Below are 21594 nucleotides of genomic sequence, written 5' to 3' on the forward strand. Positions count from 1 at the left end.
GCTCGGGGGGTGAAGACCAACTTCTGTCTGCCTCTCCTGGGTTCTGCCCTGCTGCTTGCCTCGTGCGGCGGAGGAACTCCGCAACCTGCCACAGACCGCACGGCGCCCACCGTCAGCCTCAATGCCGCCCAGAGCGGCACGACCGTCAATCTCACGGCCAGCGCCAGCGATAACGTCGGCGTGACGCGGGTGGAGTTCTACCGGGGCGAGACCCTGATTTACACGGACACCGACGCGCCATACACCTCTAGCTTCGCTGTCACCAGCAGCGACAACGGCCAGCTCAACGTGAGTGCGCGGGCCTACGACGCGGCCGGTAACCAGGGCTGGGCCGTGGCAGATAGCAGCACCGGGCAGATCATTCAGGGGGGAGCCATGATCCTCTTTGACGAGTTGCAAAACTCGGGCCGCACGGTGGCGATTGGCGCCTACACCAACGACGCGCAGACCCAGACGGGAGCGAGCCTACTCGGCCCCATCACGGCAGCGGGCGAACTGGAGACCTTCTTCTCCTACGATCTGAATGCCGATGATCCGCGTGCCTATCTGGTGGCGAGCGACGACGACGGGCGCCTGGAAAACTACGAGGGCGACCCCACCTTCTTCGGCGCAGGTGCCCTTGTTGACCGGGTCACCCAGCAGCCTAACCGAGCAGTCTATGTCGCCCTCGTGCAGGTGAGCAGCGATGTACCCAACGAGCTGACCGCACAGGCTGCCGCCAAGACGGACGCCCGCGCCCTGGCCGCCCAGACTGTTCAGCGCCAGTTCCGCACTGGGGCGAACCTCCAGGCCCAGGCTTTGGAGGTGTCCGGCATCCGGCAGCAAGCCCTGAACCTCCTCGAACGCCGCTAAGTTTCAGCGAAGAGGGCGACTCCGTGCGTGGAGTCGCCCTCTTGCCATTCTCCAACCTCAGTCGGCCGCCTGCTCGCCTTCCGCCCCCTCCGGATAGACCTCGATCACGCCCGCCGCGCCCATGCCGCCGCCGATGCACATGGTGATCAACGCCTTGCCGCCGCCCCGGCGCCGCAGCTCGTAGATCGCGGTCGCCGTGAGCTTGGCGCCCGAGCAGCCCAGCGGGTGCCCCAGCGCGATGGCGCCGCCGTTCACGTTCATCTTCTCCTCGTCGAAGCCCAGCTCGCGGGCCACGGCGAGGCTCTGGGCCGCAAACGCCTCGTTCAGCTCGATCAGGTCGATGTCGTCCAGGGTCAGGCCCGTCTGCGCGAGCACCTTCGGCACGGCCTTCACGGGGCCGATGCCCATGAGTTCCGGCTCCACGCCCGCCACCGCGAAGCCGAGGAACTTCGCCAGCGGCTTCACGCCGAGTTCCTGCGCCTTTTCCGCGCTCATCACGAGGACGGCGGCGGCCCCGTCGCTGAAGGGGCTGGAGTTGGCGGCACTCACCGAGCCGGTCGCCTTGAAGGCCGGGCGGACTTTTGCCATGTCCTCCAGGTTGGCGTCGCGGCGGATCAGCTCGTCCTTGTCGAAGGTAACGGTCTCGGACTTGATCTTGGTGCCCTTCACCCTGTCTACCTGCACGGGCACGGGGATGATCTCGGCGTCGAACCGGCCGGAGTCCTGCGCGGCGGCGGCCCGCTGGTGGCTGCGGAGGGCAAAGGCGTCCTGGTCCTCGCGGCTCACGCCGTATTTGGCGGCCACGTTCTCGGCGGTCAGGCCCATGCCGATGTAGGCGCCGGGGCGCTCGTCCACGAGGTCGGGGTTGGGGCTGGGGTTGTGGCCGGTCATGGGCACCATGCTCATGCTCTCCACGCCGCCTGCGAGCATCACGTCCGCCTGCCCGGTCTGGATCGCCGCCGCCGCCATGGCGATGGTCTGGAGGCCGCTGGAGCAGAAGCGGTTGATCGTCACGCCGCCCACCGAGTCGGGCATTCCGGCCCGCAGCGCGGCCATGCGGGCCACGTTCAGGCCCTGCTCGGCCTCGGGGATGGCGCAGCCCATGTACACGTCCTCCACGATGGAGGGGTCCACGCCCGCACGCTTCACGGCCTCGGAGAGCACGAGGGCGGCGAGGTCGTCGGGGCGGGTGTTGGCGAGGGTGCCTTTGACGCCGCGCCCCACGGGGGTACGAACGGCAGAAACGATAACAGCATCACGCATAGGCATAGTTATTACTCCTTACTTCGGTTACTCTAGCTCTCCGGCAGGTGTTTCGATAGGACTTGGCTCATATTCAGGATTGAATGCGACGGAACAACAACGTCAAATTCAACAAACTTAGTACTTTCAATGTGTTCTGATCCTATATCTGCATCGTCATCAATAAGAACTAAAGCTCCGTAGAAGTCAAATATTCTTACGTAGATAGCCTTGGCTGGTTGCCCTATGATGGCTATCAGATGGTCGGATTTCACGAAGTCGAAGATGTCCCTAAACTTGCTTAAAAAGTCCATCTGCCCTCGCAGCTTGAGTTCAGCAAGGTCGCTTAAGTTAGCTGAGGGATTCATAATAAATTTTCTGAGGCGCTTACTGCTTTCCGATTGTATGTAATCGCTACCAAGTTCCTCAGAAGCGATTTCGTACACTATTTTGAGAACCGCTTGGTCTATACCTATCAAATTTATGGTGTGGGTAAAACTAACCTCGGGATTCTCCGTCGATCTGTGTATAGGTGTGACACTTGCTGGGTCCATTTCAAGACCCTTTTTCAGCATTCTAGCGGCAATCTTTTCCAGAATTTCGGGAAGCTCAACTTCTTTGGTTGCATCAAGAGATATGGCAACACGCTGAGCGCCATTTTCATCTGTGTAGTATTTGACGTTTGTATCGAGAATAAGCTTCCCTGGCGCCTCTTCCCCAATCTCCCACTTGATACCTACGTTTGGATCACTCACTAACTTTCCATATGAGAGGGGGTGCTTCAGGTTTTTTCTTCTGCCGGTCAAACCTTTCTGGAAGCGAACGATCTCCACCAGAAAGTTTGAGACAAGGTGGACATCAACCTTTGAACCAAGATAGCTGTTACAATCTTTGCAAACACGCCTAATCACCAAGCTGCCACCAATAGCATCAGGAATTATATGCTCATCAGTAAGTTCTTGGAAAAAGTTTAGGCAAAAAATGCACTGCTGCCCAGGTGGGGAATCTGTCATACCTTCACCTCCTCCAACACAAGCGCCACAAACCTCTCCAACGCCGCGTCGTACCCCGCCGGGTCGAGGTTCCAGCAGCGGATGTGCTTGGCTCCCTCGACCCGGTGGTACTCCACCAGATCGGGGCGGGCGGCGGCGAGGGCGTCGGCCTGCCCCACCGGAATGGTGCGGTCGCGGGTGCCGTGCCACAGGAGGATGGGCACCTTGAAACCAGGGGCGGCCCTGATCTGGTCCACCGCGTCGAAGTCCTGCCCGGAGCGGCGGGTGACGACGTACTGCACGAAGGTCGCCACATGCCGCGCCACGAAGGGCGGCAGGCCGTACCGCTGCCCCTGCCAGCGGATGGTCGCTCGCCAGTCGAGCACCGGGCAGTCGAGCATCACGCCCAGGACGGGGAGGGGGAACGGCTCGTGCTTGTCACGCAACACGCTCAGGACGATGTTGCCGCCCATCGAAAAGCCGTACAGCACCGCCCGCCGGTAGCCCGCTTCCTTCGCCCACTCCAGGGCAGCGAGCACGTCCTCGGCCTCCTCGTCGCCCAGGGTGTGATAGCCGTTCCCGGAGCGCGGGGCACCGAAGGCATTGCGGAAGGTGACGAAGAGGGACCCCGCGCCTGTGCGCCGCAACGCCGGAAGCATCCTGAGCGCCTGCGAACGCTGGCCGCCGTGCCCGTGGACGACGATCACGATGGCGTCGCGCTCGCCCGAGACAGGCGGGATGTGCCAGGCGGGCATGTCTCCCAGCGGCGTGCTGATGGCCGTGTTCTCGTACTCCACGCCCAGTTGCGCCGGGGTGCCGTTGTAGACGAAGGAGGACACCCACGCGAGGGCGCCGTTCGGCAGCACGCCGCGCTCCTCCTGAACCTCGCGCCGCACGAGCGTCCCCGCGATCTTCGCCGGACCCAGGATCGCGTGCCCCCGGTTGGGCCGCAGCGGCACGATGCCGATGACCCCGCGTGAGAGGGTTTCCGGCGAGGCGGGCAGGTAGACCGAGTTCCCCCGCCGCCCCACCGGCACGAACGCCCCCTTCACCCAGCGCGTCTTGGACCGCAGGGTGATCTCGGCGCCGACGAAGGCCCCGACCGCCAGCAGGGCGGCGTAGCCCAGGGCGGCCCAGGCGGCGACACGGCGCTTGCGGACGTGGCGCAGACGGTCAGGGATAGAGAAACGTCGTTGCATCACTGGTCCTGTAGACAGGCGAATGGGGGAAGGGGCATGAGTTCTCTCGATATTCCCCTCCTTGTGGGGGACTCGCAGAGCTGCTTGCAGAGGGACGGGGAGGGGCCGGACGCCAGAGGCAACCACGCTGTTTTACCGAGGAAGTGGCCTTCGACGCCGTGCCCGTTCACCCCCTCCCAGCCTCCCCCCTCGAGGGGGAGGAGCAAAAGACCTCGACCTCCCTCTGCCCGACCATCAGTTCCTCAGCGGCTTGCCGGTCTTGAGCATGTGCTCGATGCGCTGCTGGGTGCCCTTCTTGCCCAGCAGGGTCAGGAACGCCTCGCGCTCCAGGTCGAGGAGATGCCCCTCGCTGACCTTCGCATTCCGGTTGTTGCCGGTGCCGCCGGAGAGGACGCGGGCGAGTTGCGTGCCCACCTCGGCATCGTACTTGGAGGCGTACCCACCCTCGGTCATCCCGTAAAGGGCCAGCTTGACGGCGGCGATGGCGGCGTCACCCATCACGGGAATGTCCTGGCGCGGCGTGGGCTGGATGTAGCCGGGGGCGAGGGCCAGCACCATCCGCTTGGCCTCCTCGATGATGTGGTTCCTGTTCATGACCACCGTGTCGTGGTCGCGCAGGAAGCCGAGCTTGCGGGCGTCGAGAGCGCTGGTGGACACCTTCGCCGTGGCGATCAGCTCGAAGGCACGTTGAACGGCGGGCAGCAGAGGCTGATTGGGCTGAAGCTGGTCGGTGAAGCGCAGCAGCATTTCCTTGGTGCCGCCGCCGCCGGGGATGAGGCCGACGCCCACCTCCACCAGCCCCATGTACGTCTCCGCGCTGGCGACGATGTGGTCGGCGTGGATGGAGAACTCGCACCCGCCGCCCAGCGCCATGCCGAAGGGGGCCGCGACCGTGGGGTGAGGCGAGAAGCGCATGGAGGTCGAGACCTGCTGGAACTGCTTGATCGCGTCGTCCAGCTCGTCCCACTCCTCCGCCTGCGCCTGCGAGAGGATCAGCGGGAGGTTGGCCCCGGCCGAGAAGTTCTCGCCCTGGTTGCCGAGGACGAGGCCCGCGTAACCCATCTCCCCCACCAGCTTGTGCGCGTCCTGCACGGCGCGGAGCTGGTCTTCCCCGAGCGCGTTCATCTTGGCGTGCCACTCAACGAGCAGCACCCCGTCGCCCAGGTCCACGATGCTCGCGCCCGCCCGCTTCTTGACGACCTTCGTGGCGTCCTTTTTCAGGTCCGCGATGATGAAATACGGCGCCTCGTACTTCGTCGGCTCGCCCGTCGGCGTGACGGTCGTGTCGCCCTCGTAGAAGCGCTCGCGGCCTGATTCCTTCATCGCCTGTAACAGGGGCGGGAGGGTGCGGCCCTCGGCCTCCAGGTTGGCGATCACAGTCTGGACGCCCAGGGTGTCCATCGTCTCGAAGGGGCCTTCCTCCCAGCCGAAGCCCCACTTCAGCGCGTTGTCGATGTTTTGAAGGCGGTTCGAGACGTGCCCGGCCATCTTCGCCGCGTACCAGAAGCCGTCGTTCATCACGCCGCGCAGGAAGTCGCCCTCCTTGCCCTCGGCGCCGTACAGCGCCTTCACGCGGGCGGCAAGGGGCTGGCTCTTGACCGCTTCCACGGCGGGCACCTTGACCTTGCCCCGGTCCTCGTACTCCAGCGTGTCGAGGTTCAGGCTCAGAATCTTGGTCTTGCCCTTCTCGTCCTTGGTCTTCTTGTAGAAGCCGCTGCCGGTCTTGTCGCCCAGGAACTTCTTCTCCTCGACGATCCGCCTGAAGGTGTCCGTGAGGGTGAAGTCCTCGTCGTCCGGCGTGGCCTTCCCGAGGTCGTTGGCGACGTGGTAAATGATGTCGAGGCCGCTCAGGTCGGCGGTGCGGAAGGTCGCACTCTTGGCGCGGCCCAGCGCGGGGCCGGTGAGCTGATCCACCTCGTCAGGGGTCAGGCCGGTGCGCTCCATGTGCTGCATCGCGCGGATGATGCCGTAGACGCCGATGCGGTTGGCGACGAAGCCCGGCACGTCGTTGGCGACCACGATGCCCTTGCCCAGCACGTTCTCGCCGAACTCGGAAAAGGCCTCCAGCACGGCGGGGTCGGTCTTGGGCGTGGGGATGACTTCGAGGAGGTGCAGGTAGCGCGGCGGGTTGAAGAAGTGGGCGCCCACGAAGCGGCGCTGGAAGTCCTCCGAGCGGCCCTCGATCTGGAGGTGCATGGGGATACCGGAAGAGTTCGACGAGATGATCGCCGTCTTCTTGGCGACGCCCTCCACCCGCGCCCACAGGTCGCGCTTGGCGTCCAGTTTCTCGATGATCGCTTCCAGAATCCAGTCGGCGTCCTTGAGCTTCTTCAGGTCGTCTTCGAGGTTGCCCGGCGTGATGAGGGCGGCGCGGGCCGGGTCCATGAAGGCGGCGGGGCGGGCCTTGAGCGCCCGCTGGATGCCCTGCTTGGCGAGGAAGTTGCGGTCGGGGTTGTCCGGCAGCACGATGTCGAGCAGCGTGACGGGAATCCCGGCGTTGGCGAGCTGCGCGGCGATGGCGGCGCCCATCACGCCCGCGCCGATCACGGCGGCCTTCTGAATACGGTAGGGCTGAGTCTGCATGTGACCTCCTGCGGTGAGGCTCGAAATTCTTGAACTCGGTCCAAAGGTTAGGGGCCGCCGGGGCGTTTGTCCACCGCCGGGGCCACAGAGCGAAAGGTGGGTTAACGCGCCGCCAGCCACGCCCGCGCCGCCGTCTCCAACGCGGCGAAGGAGGCGAAGCCCACAGCACGGGCCGCCCGGTCCCGGTCCCCCGTCTGAGCGAGGGCCTGCGCGAGCCGCCAGGGAGCGTCCCCGCCCTGCCGCGCCGCCAGGAACTCCACCACGCCGAGGCCCTGACGGTAGGCGTTGTCCCAGCGGTTTTCGGGCACAGCGGGAAAGTCGGCCAGCTCGGCCAGGGGCACCCACCCGGCGCGGGCGTAGGCGTTCACGCGGGCCTGCCCAGACTGCCAGCTCGACTCGGCGGTAAAGGTGCGGGCGGCGAAGTTCGCCAGCCCCTCGTGCAGCCACCAGGGAATGCGCTTGTCCCCGGCGGCTCCCCCGGCCTGGGCCGCCGCCACCCCCACGGCGAGGTGGGTGAACTCGTGCGTCAGCACCCGCAGCGCGGACGCCTCGGCCTGGGCCGGGGAGCCGCCGGGCAGCACCAGCTTGATCGCCTCGCCGGGTTCGTTCCAGCCGGAGACAGGTTGCAGCGAGGGGTAGACGGTGGCGCTGAGGCGTTCGGCGTCGGGGTAGACCTTGACCACGGCCCCCGGCGGGACGGTCAGGCCCAGCACCCGCTCGACCTCGCGGGCGGCGCGGGGCAGCAGGGGCGCGAGGAACGTGGCCTTCTGCGCCAGCTCCGGCACGCTCAGGGCGAGGAGGCTATCCGTCCCGGTTTTCACGGGGGTCAGGGCCTCGCCCGCGTAGCGCCAGACCTCGCCCACCCGGACCAGTTGCACGGGGAGGCTAACCCGGCGCACCTCGCCCGGCACCCGCGTCCAGACGAGGTCGAGGGTGGCCGTCGCTCCGGCTCCCTCTTGCCGCACGTCGCTGAAGCGGTAGGTCACGTCGGCAGGCACTCTGCGGGCGAGGTCGGCGGCGAAGTTGGCCCCCTCCACCGTGAAGGTGCCGCCGGGAGCGAGCAGGGCGCGGTAGGCGGCGGCGTCGCCCGCACGGGCCGCCGTCTGAAGGGCCGCCGCCAGCTCCGGCGGCGTGCGCTGGGCCAGGGCGGGGGAACACAGCATCAGTCCCGCGAGGAGGGCGGCGCGAAGGGTCATGGCTCAGCTTAAGGGCCGCCTGTGGTCGGCGCAGGACCGGAAGCCACTCTTCCCACTTCGCCTAGCAGAAGAAGGGCGACATGAAGCGCAGCGCCGCCGCCACGCCCACCAGAAACAGGGCCAGGGGTGTCCAGAACGAGCGGCGCGGGGAGTCCAGCAGCGCGAGCAGAAGGGAGAGGGCCGCGAGCCCGATGGCGAACAGCGCCCGCCTGTCGAAGGCCCGCAGCGTCTCACCACAGTTGTGCAGGGGGTGTGCCCAGTGCAGGCTGAACAGCAGCAGGCCGAGCAAGGAGGCCAGCAATAGGGCGAGGAGTACCCTCTGTCCGCGTTGTTCAGCGTTCCCAGTCGTCACGGCACCTCGCCTGGCCTCGGGCGACCCTTTAACCCGGCAGGAACTCTTTGACCACGAACACGACAACCAGCCCCGCGAGCGCCGAGAGCGCGGCGACACTCAGGCGGCGGTCCCGGTTCCACGCAGTCACGGCGACCCACACGGCCGCCAGCACGGGCACCAGCCCCACCCAGCCCACCGCGAGGGCGGCCAGTCGGGGGAACAGCACGCCCAGCGCCAGCAGGCCAACGGCCACCCAAAAGCCCAGCGGATAGAGCCACTCCGGCAGGCCCGCGAGTTCGGTGTCGGGCTTCTTCTCCGGCGTCATGCCTGCCCCCAGTATTTCCACAGCAGTTGCCCCGCCGTGAAGATCAGGAGCACGCTGAAAAAGAGCTTGAGTTGCGCGGCCGGAATGCGGCTTTGCAGCCCCGCGCCCGCCCGCGCCCCGATTAGCACGCCCAGGGCAACCCCGGCGGCCAGCCGCAGGTCCAGCAGCCCTCCCGCGTGGTACACCAGCGCGTTCCCCACGGCGGTCAGGCCCATGATGAAGGTCGAGGTGGCGATGGCCTGCCGGATGGGCACCCCTGCGAGGAGGTTCAGCACCGGCACCTGCACCGTCCCGCCGCCGATGCCCAGCAGGCCGCTCATGATGCCCGCGAAGGTCATCGCGGGGGGCACCAGGCGGCTGGGGGGGCGCTCGACCTCCACCCGCTTGAGGCCGCGCAACAGGTTGTAGGCCGAGTACAGCAGCAGGGCCGCGAACACCGTCGCCACCGCGCGGGCGGGCAGCACCAGCCCCAGGAAGGAGCCGACCGCCCCGCCCAGGATGGTGAAGGGAGAGAGCAGGTAGCCCGTCCGCGCCCGCACCAGCCCCTGTTGCAGATAACTCGCCGCCCCGCTCAGGCCCACCGCGAGCACCCCGATCTGCGACACGGCGACCGCCTGCGCGATGGTAATGTCGCGCCCGAACAGTGGCAGCACGAACTCCAGCGCGGGCACGACGACCACGCCGCCACCGAGGCCCAGGATCGCGCCCAGCACTCCGGCGAGCAGACCGACGGCAATCACGGCGAGGGTCAAGGTTGGATCACGGCAAGGAGGCTAACACGGCTCTCCCTCACCGCACGTAGGAGGCTCCGTTCAGGTCCAGCGTCGCCCCGGTCATGTGGCGGGCCAGCCCGGAGGCGAGAAAAGCGATGGTATGCGCGACCTCCTCGGGCGGGACCACGTCGCCCATCGGGATGTCGCGGGCAATATCGGCGGCGTGCTCGCGCAGGTAGCCCTCCGCCATGTCGGTGCGGACCCAGCCCGGCGCGACCGCGTAGGCCAGGATGCCCTCTCGGGCGTACCCCCGCGCGATGGAACGGGTCAGGGCGATCACGCCCCCCTTGGAGGCCGCATAGTGCATCGCGTCCGGATTGTCGCCCCGGAAGGCCGCCCGGCTCGCCACGTTGATAATGGTCCCGCCGCCCCGCGTCCGGAAGTGCAGGATCGCCTCCCGGCACAGGTCGGCCACCGCGACCAGATTGACCTGGAGGGTCTGCGCCCAGGTGTCCGCCCAGGCGTCGTCCGGGGCGTCCACCGTCACCGTCGGAGCGATCCCCGCATTGTTCACCAGCACGTCCACCCGCCCGCGCCACGTCAGCGCCTCCCGGAAGATGACCGCTCCCGCCTCCGGCTGGGCCAGGTCAGCGCCCAATGCGGTGGCCCGCTCCTCCCCCACCTCGGCCACCAGCGAGCGGGCCTCGTCCTCTCCGCGTCCGTAGTGCACGAGCACGTCGGCCCCCGCCGCCGCCAGCGTGCGTACCGTCGCCGCGCCGATGCCGCGCGAGCCGCCGGTCACCAGCACCACCTTGCCTGTCAGGTCGAGCATGGGGGCATTAGACCGCCTGGGGAGGGTCCGGGAGAGGCCGAGGCCCCGCGTGAAGCAACTCTCTAGCCCCACCGGACGAAAAGGCCGGGGGTCTTCTGCGACGCTGGGAACTGTTCGCAGGGCTTGACCGACAAAGGAGGCAGACATATGGATGCACAGCAAGTGGCGAGGGGACTCGGCTGGTTCAGCCTGGGGCTGGGCGTCGCCGAGCTTCTGATGCCGGGCCAGATCAGCCGTCTGGTGGGCGTGCGCGACGGCGAGCAGGACGGGCTGGTGCGCTCCTACGGGGTGCGGGAAGTGGTGGCCGGGGTCGGCCTGCTGACCCACCCGGCCGCCGCCGCGACCTGGGTGTGGGGCCGGGCCGTCGGGGACGTGCTGGACATTGCCACGGTGGGCCACGCGGGGCCGAACGACCCGCACGGGCGCAAGCGCATGGCGAACAGCCTGCTGATGCTCTCGGGCGTGCTGGTCGTGGACGTGCTGACCGCGCGGGCGCTGAGCATGAACCCGCCCCGCCGCATGAAAGGAGGGCGACCATGACCCGCAAGGACTACGAGGAACGGCCCCAGAGCGGCCGGAATTCCAGCCCCGCCGAGCGCGTGCTGTTCGGCAGCATCGGCGCGGGGCTGATCGCCCTGAGCCTGGGCCAACGCGGACAGGTGGGGACCCTGCTCGCCACCGGGGGCGCCCTCCTCGTCGCGGGCGCGGCGATGGGCCAGGGCCTCGGCGAGACGGTCACGGGCGTGCGCCGCACCGAAGACGACCAGATCAAGGTGGAAAAGGCGATCACGGTCGGGATGGGCGCCGACGAGCTGTACACCTTCTGGCGCAACTTTGAGAACCTGCCGCGCTTTATGGACCACCTGGAATCGGTAAAGGTGCAGGATGGGGACGGCCAGCGCTCGCACTGGGTCGCCAAGGCTCCGGCGGGCACGAGCGTCGAGTGGGACGCCGAGATCACCGCTGACGAGCCGGGACGCCGCATCGCGTGGCGTTCGCTGGAGGGGGCGACGGTGCCCAACGAGGGTGCAGTAGAGTTCCGCCCCGCGCCCGGTGACCGGGGCACCGAGATCCACGTCTCGCTGACCTACCGCCCGCCGGGGGGCACCCTGGGGGCGACGGTCGCCCGGCTGCTGGGCGAGGACCCCAACGTGCAGATTGAACATGACCTGCGGCGGCTCAAGCGGCTGCTGGAGGTTGGGCATATTCCCACCACCGAGGGCCAGTCCAGTGGCCGCAAGGGTGCGCTGAAGGCGGAGGCCAGGATGTACGACAACCGGAGGACCTCGTGAAGGCCGTCGTGTGGCAGGGTGTCAACCGCGTCAGCGTGGAGACGGTTCCTGATCCTCAGATTCTGCAGCCCACTGACGCCATCGTGCGGGTGACCAAGACCGCGATTTGCGGCTCGGACCTGCACCTCCTCGACGGCTACGTGCCCTCCATGGTCCACGGCGACATCGTGGGGCACGAGTTCATGGGCGAGGTCGTGGAGGTCGGCTCCGAGGTCCGCAAGGTCAAGGTGGGCGACCGGGTGATCGTGCCCTTCCCCATCGCCTGCGGCAAGTGCTGGTACTGCCAGAAGGGGCTGACCTCGCTGTGCGACAACTCCAACCCCAATCCGGGGCTGGCCGAGAAGTTCTGGGGCTACTCGCCCGCCGGACTCTACGGCTACTCGCACATTACCGGCGGATACGCGGGCGGGCAGGCGCAGTTCGCCCGCACGGTCTACGCCGACGCCAACCTGTTCAAGGTGCCTGACGGCCTGACCGACGAACAGGTGCTGTTCCTCACCGACATCTTCCCGACCGGCTTCATGGGTGCCGAGAACTGCCAGATCGAGCCGGGCGACGTGGTGGCCGTGTTCGGGGCGGGGCCAGTGGGCCTGTTCGGCATTGCCAGCGCCTTCCTGCTGGGCGCCGAGCGCGTGATCGCCATTGACCGCTTTCCCGAGCGGCTGGAGATGGCCCGGACCTACGGCGCGGAGACGATCAACTACGAGGAGGAGAACGTCTTTGAACTCCTCAAGGAGATGACCGGCGGACGCGGCCCAGACAGCGTGATGGACGCGGTGGGGCTCGAAGCGCAGGCGCACGGCCTGCTGGGCGTGGCCGACGCGGTCAAGCAGACCACCCGCGTGCTGGAGAGTGACCGCCCCCACGCGCTGCGGGCCGCGATCATGGCCTGCCGCAAGGGCGGAACCGTCAGCGTGCCCGGCGTGTACGGCGGCCTGGCGGACAAGATTCCGCTGGGGGCCTTCATGAACAAGGGCCTGACCATGAAGACCGGGCAGACCCACGTCCACCGCTACCTCGACCGGCTGACCGGCTACATCCAGCGCGGCGAGATCGATCCGACCCGGATCATCACCCACCGCCTGACGCTGGACGAGGCGCCGCACGCCTACCACATCTTCAAGCACAAGCACGACGGCTGCATCAAGTGCGTCCTCGACCCCTGGGCCGACCCCAAGGATCACGAGCCGACGCCCGCGCCCCAGCCACAGGGCTGAGGAAGGGCGAGCACGGCGGGCCGGAGGGAAAAGTCCTCCGGCCCGCCGCTGTGGAGCGAGTCTCCGTTAACCGTGCCCCACCACCAGCCAGCGCCGTTCCGCTCCCGTCACCCGCCTGCCGTCCAGCCACACCAGCGCCGCCCGTGCACCGTCGCCCCACAGCACGGCGGCTTGCCCGAACGCGCTGCCCCACTCCGCCGCCTGCCAAAGCCGAGCCCCATGAATCAGCAGCGCGGCCTCGGCCCATTCGCCCTTGCCGTTGATGACAAGCATGGGGGTGAACCCGCCGTCCTGCACGAGGGTAAGGAGGGCCGCGTGGGCCTGCGCATTCGCCAGGTCGGACGCCCGCTTTCCAGCCGGATTCCACGCGGTGACGATGGCCCACGGTCCGTAAGCCCAGCTTGGTGGGCGGCCGGGCATGGGCGACAGGACACCCTGTTCCCCGGCGGGGCCGTAGCCTGTCCCCAGGAAGGCGGCCCGCAACCCTGCCCTCAAGGGCGCAGCATGACGGCCTCGGCGTTGAGCAGCGGCGCCTGCCGGAAGCGCAGGGCCACCCGCACGCGCTGACCTGGCCGGAAGTCCCCGGCGAGGACCACCCGGTAGGGCGTGCTCTCGCCCAGCAGCAGGGTGCCCGGCACTGGAATGCTCTCCACCATTTCGCAGCGGGGGGTGCAGCGCAGCAGCCGGGCGCGGCCTGCGCCGCTCCACACGCCCGTCAGCGCGTCGCCCCCGCCCACCGTCACCCGTCCCTGCAAGACCGCGCCGCCGAACGCAGGCCGCAGTCCCAGGTCGGCGGCGGGTAGCCGGGCGGCGAGGGCCACCCCCAGCCCGGCCAGCAGGAGGACCGCGCCGCGTCTCATTCCTCCTCCTCGGCCGCGTCCGGCTCGTCAGGGGCGTCCACGGCCGTCTTGGTCAGCTCACGCAGGACGCTGGTGGCGAAGCTGCCCTTCGGGAGCGTGAAGGCCACCGTGTACCCGTCCTCCTCGGGGCGCACCTCGGCCCCCTCGGGGAAAATGCGGGTGAGGCGGCGGTCGCCCCGGCGGGAGGCGAAGACCTCGGGCGTGAGGCCGAAGGCGGCCAAAGCCTCAGCCTCCAGCGCCCCTGCGTCCAGGGTCAGCGGCTTGACCTTGCGGCCAAACAGCGTGCCCGTGGCGCTGACCTCGCCGCGTTCGGCGCGGGGGGACTCGGCCGCCGCGTCCTCGACCAGAAAGACGCCCCCGGTATCGTGCTTTTTCGCCATATCCCCGGCGATCAGGCGGTCGAACAGACCGCGTGAGAGCCGCAGGTTCAGGAAGTGGTTGAACAGCAGGCTCTGCACGCTGGTCGTCAGGAAGCGCCGCACGCGGGGGTCGCGCACCCGCGACTCGCCGCGCAGGACGCGCAGGCCTTCTTCGGCATTCAGCCCGTGCAGGCCGAAGCGCTGCGGCCCGAAGTAGTTGGGCACGCCCCCCGCCGTCAGCAGGGCGAGGGTCGCCGCTGCCGTGTCGGCCATGCCCTCAGCGCCGCGCGCCCGCACCACGAAGCGGTTGCCGCGCAGGTGGCCCAGCCCCAGCTTGTTGCCGTGGCGAGTCACCTCCAGCACCCGCACGCCGTCCAGCGCGAATCCCTCCAGTCGGGCCTCGTACTTGGCGGGGAGGCTGATCCACTGGGTCGTGACGGCGTGGCGGTCCTTGAGCCCAGCGACCCCCACGTCGCGGTCGCGCACACCGAGTTGGGTGGTCAGTTCGCGCAGGACGTGGGCGGTGGTGTGCCCGGTCTTTTCCAGCCGCAGGTAGAGGTGCTCGCCCTCACCGGAAAGGGGATAGGCGGGGACCTCCTCCACCCGGAAATCCTCGGGCACGGTCCGCAGTCGGCCCCCCGTTCCGGGCGTCTCCGTCCGCGTGGCGAGCGCCGTCCAATCAAACACCAGACTCACGATCCGTCCACCCTACGCCCTGCGGCGGGCCTGCGGGGTGAGAGGGCGCCGGGGGGGAGTGGGCACGCTCCCTCAGTTCAGCACCCGTTCGCCTCCGCCCGGCGGCGTCCAGTCGGCCCGGAAGAGCTGCGACGGCCCCGGCCCCAGCTCCCGCACGTACCACACCCGCACGCCGCGCTCCCAGCCGCGCAGGGGCAGGACGGCGTGCCCGCCGCTGGGCAGCACGTTGAGCGGAGCGCCGCCCTCGTCACGCACCCGCAGCCAGGCGTTCGTGCCGCTGGGCGACCACCCGGCCAGCCACAGGGGGCCATCCGAGACGTTGGTGAGCCGGGCGCCGCGCCCGGTCAGCGCGAGGCTGAGGTCGGGCCACTCGGGAAGCTGGGTGGGGCCGAATCGCACCTCCAGCCCCGGCAGGCGCCGGGCCGGGGGGAGGGGACGAAACAGGGTGCGGGCGATCAGTCCTCCGGCCCCCGCCAGCAGCAGCCCCAGCGCGGCGGCCAGCGGCACGGCCAGGTCGCGCACCCGCCCGTCTCCCTGCGCGGCGAGCAGGGCCAGCAGCGCGAGGCCCAGCAGCACGCCCACCAGCGGCCACGCCCCACCGGGCCGGGTGCGGGTGGGCCGGAACGCCCCCGGCCAGAACTCGGCCAGCAGCAGCGCCGCCGCCCCCAGCCCGAAGAGGGCCGGAACCTCCAGCAGCGGCGCGAGCAGCAGCACGAGCCACCCCAGCACCGCCCACCACGCCACGCGCGGTTCGTGGCGGAGACGGGCCTCCCGCCCCACCCGCCACAGCCAGTAGCCCGCGATCAGGGCGAGGCACAGGGCGTAGAGGGGCGTCACGTAGGCGGCGAAGGTCACGCTTCCCTCTCCTCCGCCCCGCCCGGTTGCCCGTGCCGCCGGACCTCAAAGACGAGGTGACCGAGTTCGTCCCGCAAGAGGCCCTCCCAGGCGGTCTGCACCGCGCCCCGGCTGCCGGGGAGGGCGAACAGCAGCGTCTCTCCCGCCAGGCCGCCCACCGCCCGCGAGAGCATGGCGGCGGCGCCCACGTTGCGGTAGCTCAGCATCCGGAACAGTTCCCCGAAGCCAGGGAGCGGCTTGGTGAGCAGCGACTCCACGACTGGGACCGTCACGTCGCGCCCGGTGATCCCGGTGCCCCCGCTGGTGAGGACCACGTCGGCCCCCGCCATCAGCTCGGCCAGCGCTGCGCGGATCGCCCCTTCCTCGTCGCGGACGATGCGGGAGGCGGTGACCTCGTGGCCCGCCGCCCCCAACTCGGCCCGCAGGTAGGCGCCGCTGGTGTCGGTCGCCTGGGTACGGGTGTCGCTGATGGTGAGGACGGCGGCCCGCACCGCTTTGGGCGCGGCGGCGCGGTGTCCGGTGGGGCCAGAGGGCGGGGGGGCAGGGTCGGCCATGACGCCCGCACCATACGCCGGAGCGTGACCCGGCGGGCGGGGGCAGGCTCACGGTCAGGCGATGCTGGAGCGGGCGACGGCGGCCCTCCCCTATACTGGCCCGCGATGAAGCCCATCGGCCCCTACGTGGCCGCGCGTGACCTCGGCGGCGACCCCACGGCGGCGGTGCGGACGCTCCGCGCGACCGACCGCCTGACCGGGATGCCGGTGCTGCTGCACGTGCTGCCCCACGCGGCCCCGTTGCCCGAACTGCCCGACTCGCCCGCCCTGCTGCGCCCCTCCGAGGGCGGGATGGATGGCGAGACCGCCTATATCGTCACCGAGCTGCCGCCCCACGCGCACCCGGCCCGCGATCCCCTTCTCGCCGCACGGGGGGGGCTGGAGGGCCTCGCGGCGCTGCACGCGGCGGGCCTGACCCACGGGGGCGTGAGCGCCGCGCAACTGTGGAGCGTGGACGGGCAGGTCGCGCTGGCGGGGGCCGCGCTGCCCTGGGGGGGTGACCCCACGCCGGAGGAAGACGTGCGGACGCTGCTGGGGGCGCTGGAAACGTTGGGCGAGCTTCCGGCTTCCCTGCGGAACCTGCCCGAGGGCGCGACCGCCCAGGAACTCCTCGCCCGGCTGGACGCGCCCCAGGAGGCGCCGCCGCTGCGGACGAACTCTCCGGCCGAAGCCGAGGCGGAACCGGCGCCGGACCCTGCGCCCGCCGACGAGCCGGACGCCCGCTCATCCATCATCGTGACCGCCGCTCCGGCGGAGGTTGACCCGGAGCCTGCCCCCAAGAGCACTCCCGAGCCGTCCAGGGTCGCGCCCTCCCCCACCTCGCGGCGGCGGCTGGGTGAGGAGGTCCGCATCACCTGGAACCCGGACGGCACCCGGCGGGTGGTCAAGCCGGGGCAGGAGGCCACGCCCGCCCCCCGACGCGAGACCAGCCGCCCCGCGTGGCTGTGGCCCCTGCTGGCGCTGCTCGCGGTGCTGGCACTGGCAGCGGCGGTGTGGGCGTGGCGCTCGGGCAGTGGGGCGGACGCGCCGACCGCCACCCGGACAGCAGCTTCGGCCTCCGCCTGCTGCACCCTGACCTTTGCCGTGAATGGCGAGGCTCCCGGCCCGGTCCACCTCAGCGTGGTGCGGGCGCCCGCCGGAGCGAACCTGAAGGCGGGCACCGAGGTCGGCACCGCCCCCGGCGCAGTTCCCCTGCCCACGCCCGGCGAGTACGTGCTGCGGGTGGCCGCCGACGGGTACGCCCCCGCCCAGGTCACCGTGACGGCCCCCAGCGCGGTGCCGGTCACCATAGACCTCGCCCCGTAGGGCAGGAGCGGGGCGAGCGGCGTGGCTGGACACCCCCTCCCCGCCTCAGCGGGCGGCTGTGCCACAATCACGCCCGTGAGCCTCGTCATTCTGGACTTCGGCAGCCAGTTCACCCGCCTCATCGCGCGGCGCTTCCGCGAACTGGGGGCGTACAGCGTGATCCTGCCGGGCACCGCGAGCCTGGAGCGCATCGCGCAGGAGAACCCTCAGGGGATCGTCCTGTCGGGCGGCCCCAGCAGCGTCTACGATGCCGGAGCGCCGCGCCCCGCGCCCGGCGTGCTGGAGCTGGACGTGCCCATGCTGGGCGTGTGCTACGGCATGCAGTTTCTCGCGCACGAGGCAGGCGGCGAGGTCGCGCGGGCGGGCAAGCACGAGTACGGCAAGGCCGACCTGACCCGCTACGGGGGGCAACTCTTTCGCGGCATTCAGGGCGAGTTCGTCGCCTGGATGAGCCACGCCGACTCGGTGACCCGATTGCCGGAGGGCTACGAGGTCGTGGCCGAAACCGCCGACACGCCCGTCGCCGCCATCGAGAACCCGCTCACCCGCCGCTACGGGGTGCAATTCCACCCGGAGGTCGTCCACACGCCCAAGGGTGGGCAACTCCTCGCCAACTTCCTGGAGATCTGCGGCGTGGCCCGCGACTGGACCGCCGAGCACATCATCGACGACCTGATCGGGGGCGTGCGGGCACAGGTGGGCGATCAGGGGCGGGTGCTCCTCGCCATCAGTGGCGGGGTGGATTCCTCCACGCTGGGGCTGCTGCTGGCGCGAGCGATTGGGGAGCGGCTCACCGCCGTCTTTATCGACCACGGGCTGCTGCGCCTCGGGGAGCGCGAGCAGGTGGAGGCCGCGCTGAAGCCGCTGGGCGTCAACCTCGTGACGGTGGACGCCCGCGCGGAGTTCATGGGGGCGCTGGCGGGCGTTTCCGACCCCGAGGAGAAGCGCAAGATCATCGGCCGCGAGTTCATCCGGGCCTTCGAGCGCGAGGCCCGCGAGTACGGCCCCTTCGACTTCCTCGCCCAGGGCACCCTCTACCCCGACGTGATCGAGTCGGCGGGCGGCGGGCAAGGCGACAAGTCGGGCGCGGCCAACATCAAGAGCCACCACAACGTGGGCGGTCTGCCCGACGACCTCGCCTTCAAGCTGGTCGAACCGTTCCGCACCCTCTTCAAGGACGAGGTGCGCGAGATCGCCCGGCTGCTGGGCCTCCCCGACCATATCCGGATGCGCCACCCTTTTCCCGGCCCCGGCCTCGCCATCCGCTGCCTGGGGGCAATTTCCGAGGAGAAGCTGGACATCCTGCGGCGGGTGGACGACATCTTCATCTCGGGACTGCGGGAGTTCGGGTTGTATGACGGGTGCAGCCAAGCTCTGGCGGTGCTGACGCCCATCCAGTCGGTCGGCGTGATGGGCGACGGGCGCACCTACTCCTACACGGCAGCGCTGCGGGCCGTGACCACCGACGACTTCATGACGGCAGAATGGGCACGCCTGCCCTACGAGTTCCTGGCGACCATGAGCAACCGCATCGTGAACCAGGTCCACGAGGTCAACCGCGTGGTGTACGACATCACCGGGAAGCCGCCCGCGACGATCGAGTGGGAGTGAGAGGAGGCGGAGGTCAGGCCGGGCGTTGCTGTCCGGCCATGAGTCGGCCGTAGCCCAGCGACATCACGGCCCACAGCGCGATCAGCAGGAACACGGCGAGGGGTGTCACGGCCTCGTCTACGAGGTTGCCCCCGGTCATCATCGTGGCAGTGGGTAGCCCCCAACCCGCCGCCAGGAGCAGCGTCCGATCTGACAAGGGCTTTTCGGGCGTGGCTTGCCCCGTCAACCACCCGCCCAGAACGCCCAACGCTCCCGCCAGCACCGCCACTCCCCAGAACCACAGCGGCAACGCCTCCACCTTCCAGTCCACCTGCCAGAGGCCGAGGACCACCGTAATCAGCGCAAGAGCGAAGAAAGCCGCGAGGAAGGCGAGGGGCGAACGCTTCATCCCCCGAGGCTAGAGCATTTGACAGAAGAATGCGTGCTGTTCTGACCCTCTCCCCTCGTGGGAGAGGGCCTTGCGAAGCAAGGGGTCAGGGGGCGCCCAGACCAATTCGACGAACATCTTCTTTCGTCAAATGCTCTAGGCGGCAGGGCGGCCCGGCAAGGTGCCCACCGCCGCCTTCTGCACCTGCACCGCAAAAACCCCCCGCCCATCACATGCAGGGGGTCTTTCATTCAGGCTTCTGGGGTTCAGCGTCCGGCGGGCACGAACTCGCGGTCGGCGAAGTCCTCGCGGCGGGCCTCGCCCCGGTCACTGCCCCGGTCGTCGCGGCTCCAGCGGCCCTGACCGCCCCGGCCACCGCCCTGGTAGCCGCCGCCGTCACGCGAGCCGTAGCCCCCGCGTCCGCCGCCCTGGTAGCCGCCGCGCCCGCCGCGGGAGCCGCCCTCGTCGCGGTCGCGGTAGCCCCGGCCGCCGCCGTAACCGCCGCCCTGGCGGCCCTCACGGGCAGGCGCCTCGAACAGTTCGGGCAGCTCCTGGGCGACCTCAATCTGCACTTCGCCCTCCAGCGGGGAGGCGGCGAGCAGCTTGGCGATGAACTCGCTGGGCACGTCCGCCACGGTGCCGCCGCGCCACTGCCGGACCTTGCCCAGGCGGCGGGTGTCGAGGTCGCTGGCACGGGCCAGCAGCGCCACCGTGCGCGGCACGCTGAGGCGCTCGCCGTGCAGCACGACCGTGGTCAGGCCTTCCTCGCCGCTCAGCAGGCTGGCCGCCTTGGCAGGCTCGGTCACGCCGCTGATCTTGGCGAGGGCACGGGCCAGGGCTTCGAGGCCCAGTTCGCTGAACAGGCGCTCGGCCTCAGCCTGGAAGGTCCCAGCCACCGCTGCGTCCACCCGGCGCACCATCTCGGCGCTGGAGCGGGCGCTGGCCTCCTGCACTTCCCTGGGGGTGGGCAGGGGGCGTTCCTTGAACTGCACGCCAGTCCGGTATTCGAGGTTGCGCATCTCGCGGCCGTCGCGGTCGCCGTACATCACGATGGCGGTGCCGGTGCGTCCGGCGCGGCCGGTGCGGCCCGAGCGGTGCACGTAGCTTTCGGGGTCCTGCGGCAGGTGGTACTGCACCACGAGGTCCACCTCGGGGATGTCGAGGCCACGGGCGGCCACGTCAGTCGCCACCAGCACGCCCACGCGCCCGCTGCGGAAGGCCCCCAGCGCCCGCTCGCGCTGCGTCTGGGCGAGGTCGCCGTGCAGCGCCTCACTCTCGATGCCGCGGTGAATCAGCTCGTTCGCCAGTTCGTCGGCCTCGCGCTTGGTACGCGTGAAGACGATGGCCTTTTCGGGGTTGTAGACGGTCAGCAGGTCGGCCAGCACGCGGGTGCGGGTACGCCCCACCTTCACCTTGAGGTGCTCGACAGTCTGCGCGGCCTGGCTTTTGCCCTCGCCCACCATGTCCACGGTGACGGGCTCCTTGAGGTAGTTGCGGGCCAGGCGCTTGATGTCGGGGGTCAGGGTGGCGCTGAACAGCATGGTCTGCCGCTCGGCGGGCGTCTTCTGGAGAATCGTCTCGATGGCGTCCGCGAAGCCCACGCTGAGCATCTCGTCGGCCTCGTCGAGCACCGCGTACTCCACCGCGCTCAGGTCAAGGTTGCCGCGCTCGAGGTGGTCGATAATGCGGCCGGGCGTCCCCACGACCACGTCCACACCCCGGCGCAGGGCGTTTTCCTGCGGGCTGTAGGCGGCCCCGCCGTACACGGTGACGGTGGTCAGGTGCGCCCCGCTCTTGGAAAACTCCTCCGCGACCTGCTTGGCGAGTTCGCGGGTGGGGGCCAGCACGATGGCGCGGGGCAGGCGGCCGCGCTCGCGGCTGGGTTCGAGGTTCTGCACGATGGGCAGCGCAAAGGCGAGCGTCTTGCCCGTCCCGGTGCGGGCGCGGCCGATCAGGTCCTTCCCGGCGAGGGTCTGGGGCAGGCTCCCCTCCTGAATGGGGCTGGCTTCGGTGATGCCGCGCTCGGCAAGACGCGCCGCGAGTTCGGGCGCGATCAGTTGATCAAAGTTCATTTGTAGTCCTTTCGGGAGATTTCCCCTAAGAACTCCAAACGCCTTCAACCCTGAAAGCTCGTCCTTTGAGTGAGGGGCACTCTCCAGCCGCCGGGGGCATCCCGGTCGGCGCACGAAGAGAAAGTGTACACCACAGGC

At 69.4% G+C, this 21594-nt stretch carries 22 protein-coding genes; 6 read left to right on the plus strand and 16 right to left on the minus strand.

Features of this window, described 5'->3' with window-relative positions; translation table 11 throughout:
* Positions 1-9 precede the first annotated feature (9 nt).
* Positions 10-852, plus strand: a complete 843-nt coding sequence (locus F8S09_RS13995; RefSeq protein ID WP_152872099.1) for an Ig-like domain-containing protein — start codon at positions 10-12, stop codon at positions 850-852.
* 57 nt (positions 853-909) lie between these two features.
* Here F8S09_RS13995 and F8S09_RS14000 read toward each other — a convergent pair whose 3' ends face one another.
* From F8S09_RS14000 to F8S09_RS14040, 9 genes are all read right to left on the minus strand, one after another.
* Positions 910-2115: a thiolase family protein gene (locus F8S09_RS14000; RefSeq protein WP_152872100.1), complete on the minus strand. Its 1206-nt coding sequence runs from the start codon at positions 2113-2115 to the stop codon at positions 910-912.
* A gap of 32 nt (positions 2116-2147) precedes the next feature.
* Complete coding sequence (locus F8S09_RS14005; protein WP_152872101.1) at positions 2148-3107, minus strand: HNH endonuclease; 960 nt, start codon at positions 3105-3107, stop codon at positions 2148-2150.
* Positions 3104-4285 (minus strand): alpha/beta hydrolase family protein, encoded by a 1182-nt coding sequence (locus F8S09_RS14010; RefSeq protein WP_152872102.1) that lies wholly within the window; start codon positions 4283-4285, stop codon positions 3104-3106. Before F8S09_RS14010 ends, F8S09_RS14005 begins: the two co-directional genes overlap by 4 nt.
* 234 nt (positions 4286-4519) lie before the next feature.
* The gene (locus tag F8S09_RS14015) at positions 4520-6868 is read right to left on the minus strand and encodes a 3-hydroxyacyl-CoA dehydrogenase/enoyl-CoA hydratase family protein (protein WP_152872103.1); all 2349 of its coding nucleotides are present in this window, start codon (positions 6866-6868) and stop codon (positions 4520-4522) included.
* A 101-nt stretch (positions 6869-6969) separates the two neighbouring features.
* On the minus strand, positions 6970-8064 hold the full coding sequence (locus tag F8S09_RS14020) for a hypothetical protein (RefSeq protein WP_152872104.1): 1095 nt from the start codon (positions 8062-8064) through the stop codon (positions 6970-6972).
* A 61-nt stretch (positions 8065-8125) separates the two neighbouring features.
* On the minus strand, positions 8126-8416 hold the full coding sequence (locus tag F8S09_RS14025; RefSeq protein ID WP_152872105.1) for a hypothetical protein: 291 nt from the start codon (positions 8414-8416) through the stop codon (positions 8126-8128).
* 28 nt (positions 8417-8444) lie between these two features.
* Positions 8445-8723, minus strand: coding sequence for a hypothetical protein (locus F8S09_RS14030; protein WP_152872106.1), 279 nt, complete (start codon positions 8721-8723; stop codon positions 8445-8447).
* Positions 8720-9475 carry a sulfite exporter TauE/SafE family protein gene (locus tag F8S09_RS14035; RefSeq protein ID WP_152872107.1) on the minus strand — a complete coding sequence of 252 codons (756 nt, stop codon included), beginning with the start codon at positions 9473-9475 and terminating at the stop codon, positions 8720-8722. The genes F8S09_RS14030 and F8S09_RS14035 overlap by 4 nt, the downstream gene beginning before the upstream one ends.
* Positions 9476-9512: 37 nt before the next feature.
* Positions 9513-10268: an SDR family NAD(P)-dependent oxidoreductase gene (locus F8S09_RS14040; protein ID WP_152872108.1), complete on the minus strand. Its 756-nt coding sequence runs from the start codon at positions 10266-10268 to the stop codon at positions 9513-9515.
* A 147-nt stretch (positions 10269-10415) separates the two neighbouring features.
* Between F8S09_RS14040 and F8S09_RS14045 the strand changes: the two genes are divergently transcribed.
* The 3 genes from F8S09_RS14045 to F8S09_RS14055 are packed head-to-tail and all read left to right on the plus strand — an operon-like array spanning position 10416 to position 12777.
* The gene (locus F8S09_RS14045) at positions 10416-10808 is read left to right on the plus strand and encodes a hypothetical protein (RefSeq protein WP_152872109.1); all 393 of its coding nucleotides are present in this window, start codon (positions 10416-10418) and stop codon (positions 10806-10808) included.
* Positions 10805-11560 carry an SRPBCC family protein gene (locus F8S09_RS14050; RefSeq protein ID WP_152872110.1) on the plus strand — a complete coding sequence of 252 codons (756 nt, stop codon included), beginning with the start codon at positions 10805-10807 and terminating at the stop codon, positions 11558-11560. The genes F8S09_RS14045 and F8S09_RS14050 overlap by 4 nt, the downstream gene beginning before the upstream one ends.
* Positions 11557-12777, plus strand: a complete 1221-nt coding sequence (locus F8S09_RS14055; protein WP_322618841.1) for a zinc-dependent alcohol dehydrogenase — start codon at positions 11557-11559, stop codon at positions 12775-12777. Before F8S09_RS14050 ends, F8S09_RS14055 begins: the two co-directional genes overlap by 4 nt.
* A gap of 66 nt (positions 12778-12843) precedes the next feature.
* Here the strand turns inward: F8S09_RS14055 and F8S09_RS14060 are convergent, their stop codons facing one another.
* The 5 genes from F8S09_RS14060 to F8S09_RS14080 all read right to left on the minus strand — a co-directional run bounded on the left by F8S09_RS14060 (position 12844) and on the right by F8S09_RS14080 (position 16101).
* Complete coding sequence (locus F8S09_RS14060) at positions 12844-13260, minus strand: DUF3293 domain-containing protein (protein WP_227978706.1); 417 nt, start codon at positions 13258-13260, stop codon at positions 12844-12846.
* Positions 13261-13268: 8 nt separating this feature from the next.
* The gene (locus tag F8S09_RS14065) at positions 13269-13637 is read right to left on the minus strand and encodes a hypothetical protein (protein ID WP_152872111.1); all 369 of its coding nucleotides are present in this window, start codon (positions 13635-13637) and stop codon (positions 13269-13271) included.
* Positions 13634-14692, minus strand: coding sequence for a tRNA pseudouridine(13) synthase TruD (gene truD / locus F8S09_RS14070; protein ID WP_322618842.1), 1059 nt, complete (start codon positions 14690-14692; stop codon positions 13634-13636). The genes F8S09_RS14065 and truD overlap by 4 nt, the downstream gene beginning before the upstream one ends.
* A gap of 72 nt (positions 14693-14764) precedes the next feature.
* Positions 14765-15547: a hypothetical protein gene (locus tag F8S09_RS14075; protein WP_322618843.1), complete on the minus strand. Its 783-nt coding sequence runs from the start codon at positions 15545-15547 to the stop codon at positions 14765-14767.
* Positions 15544-16101: a MogA/MoaB family molybdenum cofactor biosynthesis protein gene (locus F8S09_RS14080; RefSeq protein WP_152872112.1), complete on the minus strand. Its 558-nt coding sequence runs from the start codon at positions 16099-16101 to the stop codon at positions 15544-15546. Before F8S09_RS14080 ends, F8S09_RS14075 begins: the two co-directional genes overlap by 4 nt.
* Before the next feature lie 105 nt (positions 16102-16206).
* On the opposite strand from F8S09_RS14080, the gene F8S09_RS14085 reads away from it, so the two are divergent.
* Entirely contained in the window at positions 16207-17406 is a 1200-nt protein-coding gene (locus F8S09_RS14085) for a hypothetical protein (RefSeq protein WP_152872113.1), read from the plus strand.
* Positions 17407-17481: 75 nt separating this feature from the next.
* Entirely contained in the window at positions 17482-19017 is a 1536-nt protein-coding gene (guaA, locus tag F8S09_RS14090; protein WP_322618844.1) for a glutamine-hydrolyzing GMP synthase, read from the plus strand.
* A gap of 13 nt (positions 19018-19030) precedes the next feature.
* Here the strand turns inward: guaA and F8S09_RS14095 are convergent, their stop codons facing one another.
* Both F8S09_RS14095 and F8S09_RS14100 read right to left on the minus strand, forming a co-directional pair.
* On the minus strand, positions 19031-19405 hold the full coding sequence (locus F8S09_RS14095; RefSeq protein ID WP_152872114.1) for a hypothetical protein: 375 nt from the start codon (positions 19403-19405) through the stop codon (positions 19031-19033).
* Between the two features lie 245 nt (positions 19406-19650).
* Entirely contained in the window at positions 19651-21456 is a 1806-nt protein-coding gene (locus tag F8S09_RS14100; RefSeq protein WP_152872115.1) for a DEAD/DEAH box helicase, read from the minus strand.
* Positions 21457-21594: the final 138 nt, after the last annotated feature.

The sequence above is a fragment of the Deinococcus terrestris genome, assembly GCF_009377345.1.
Lineage (GTDB): Bacteria > Deinococcota > Deinococci > Deinococcales > Deinococcaceae > Deinococcus > Deinococcus terrestris.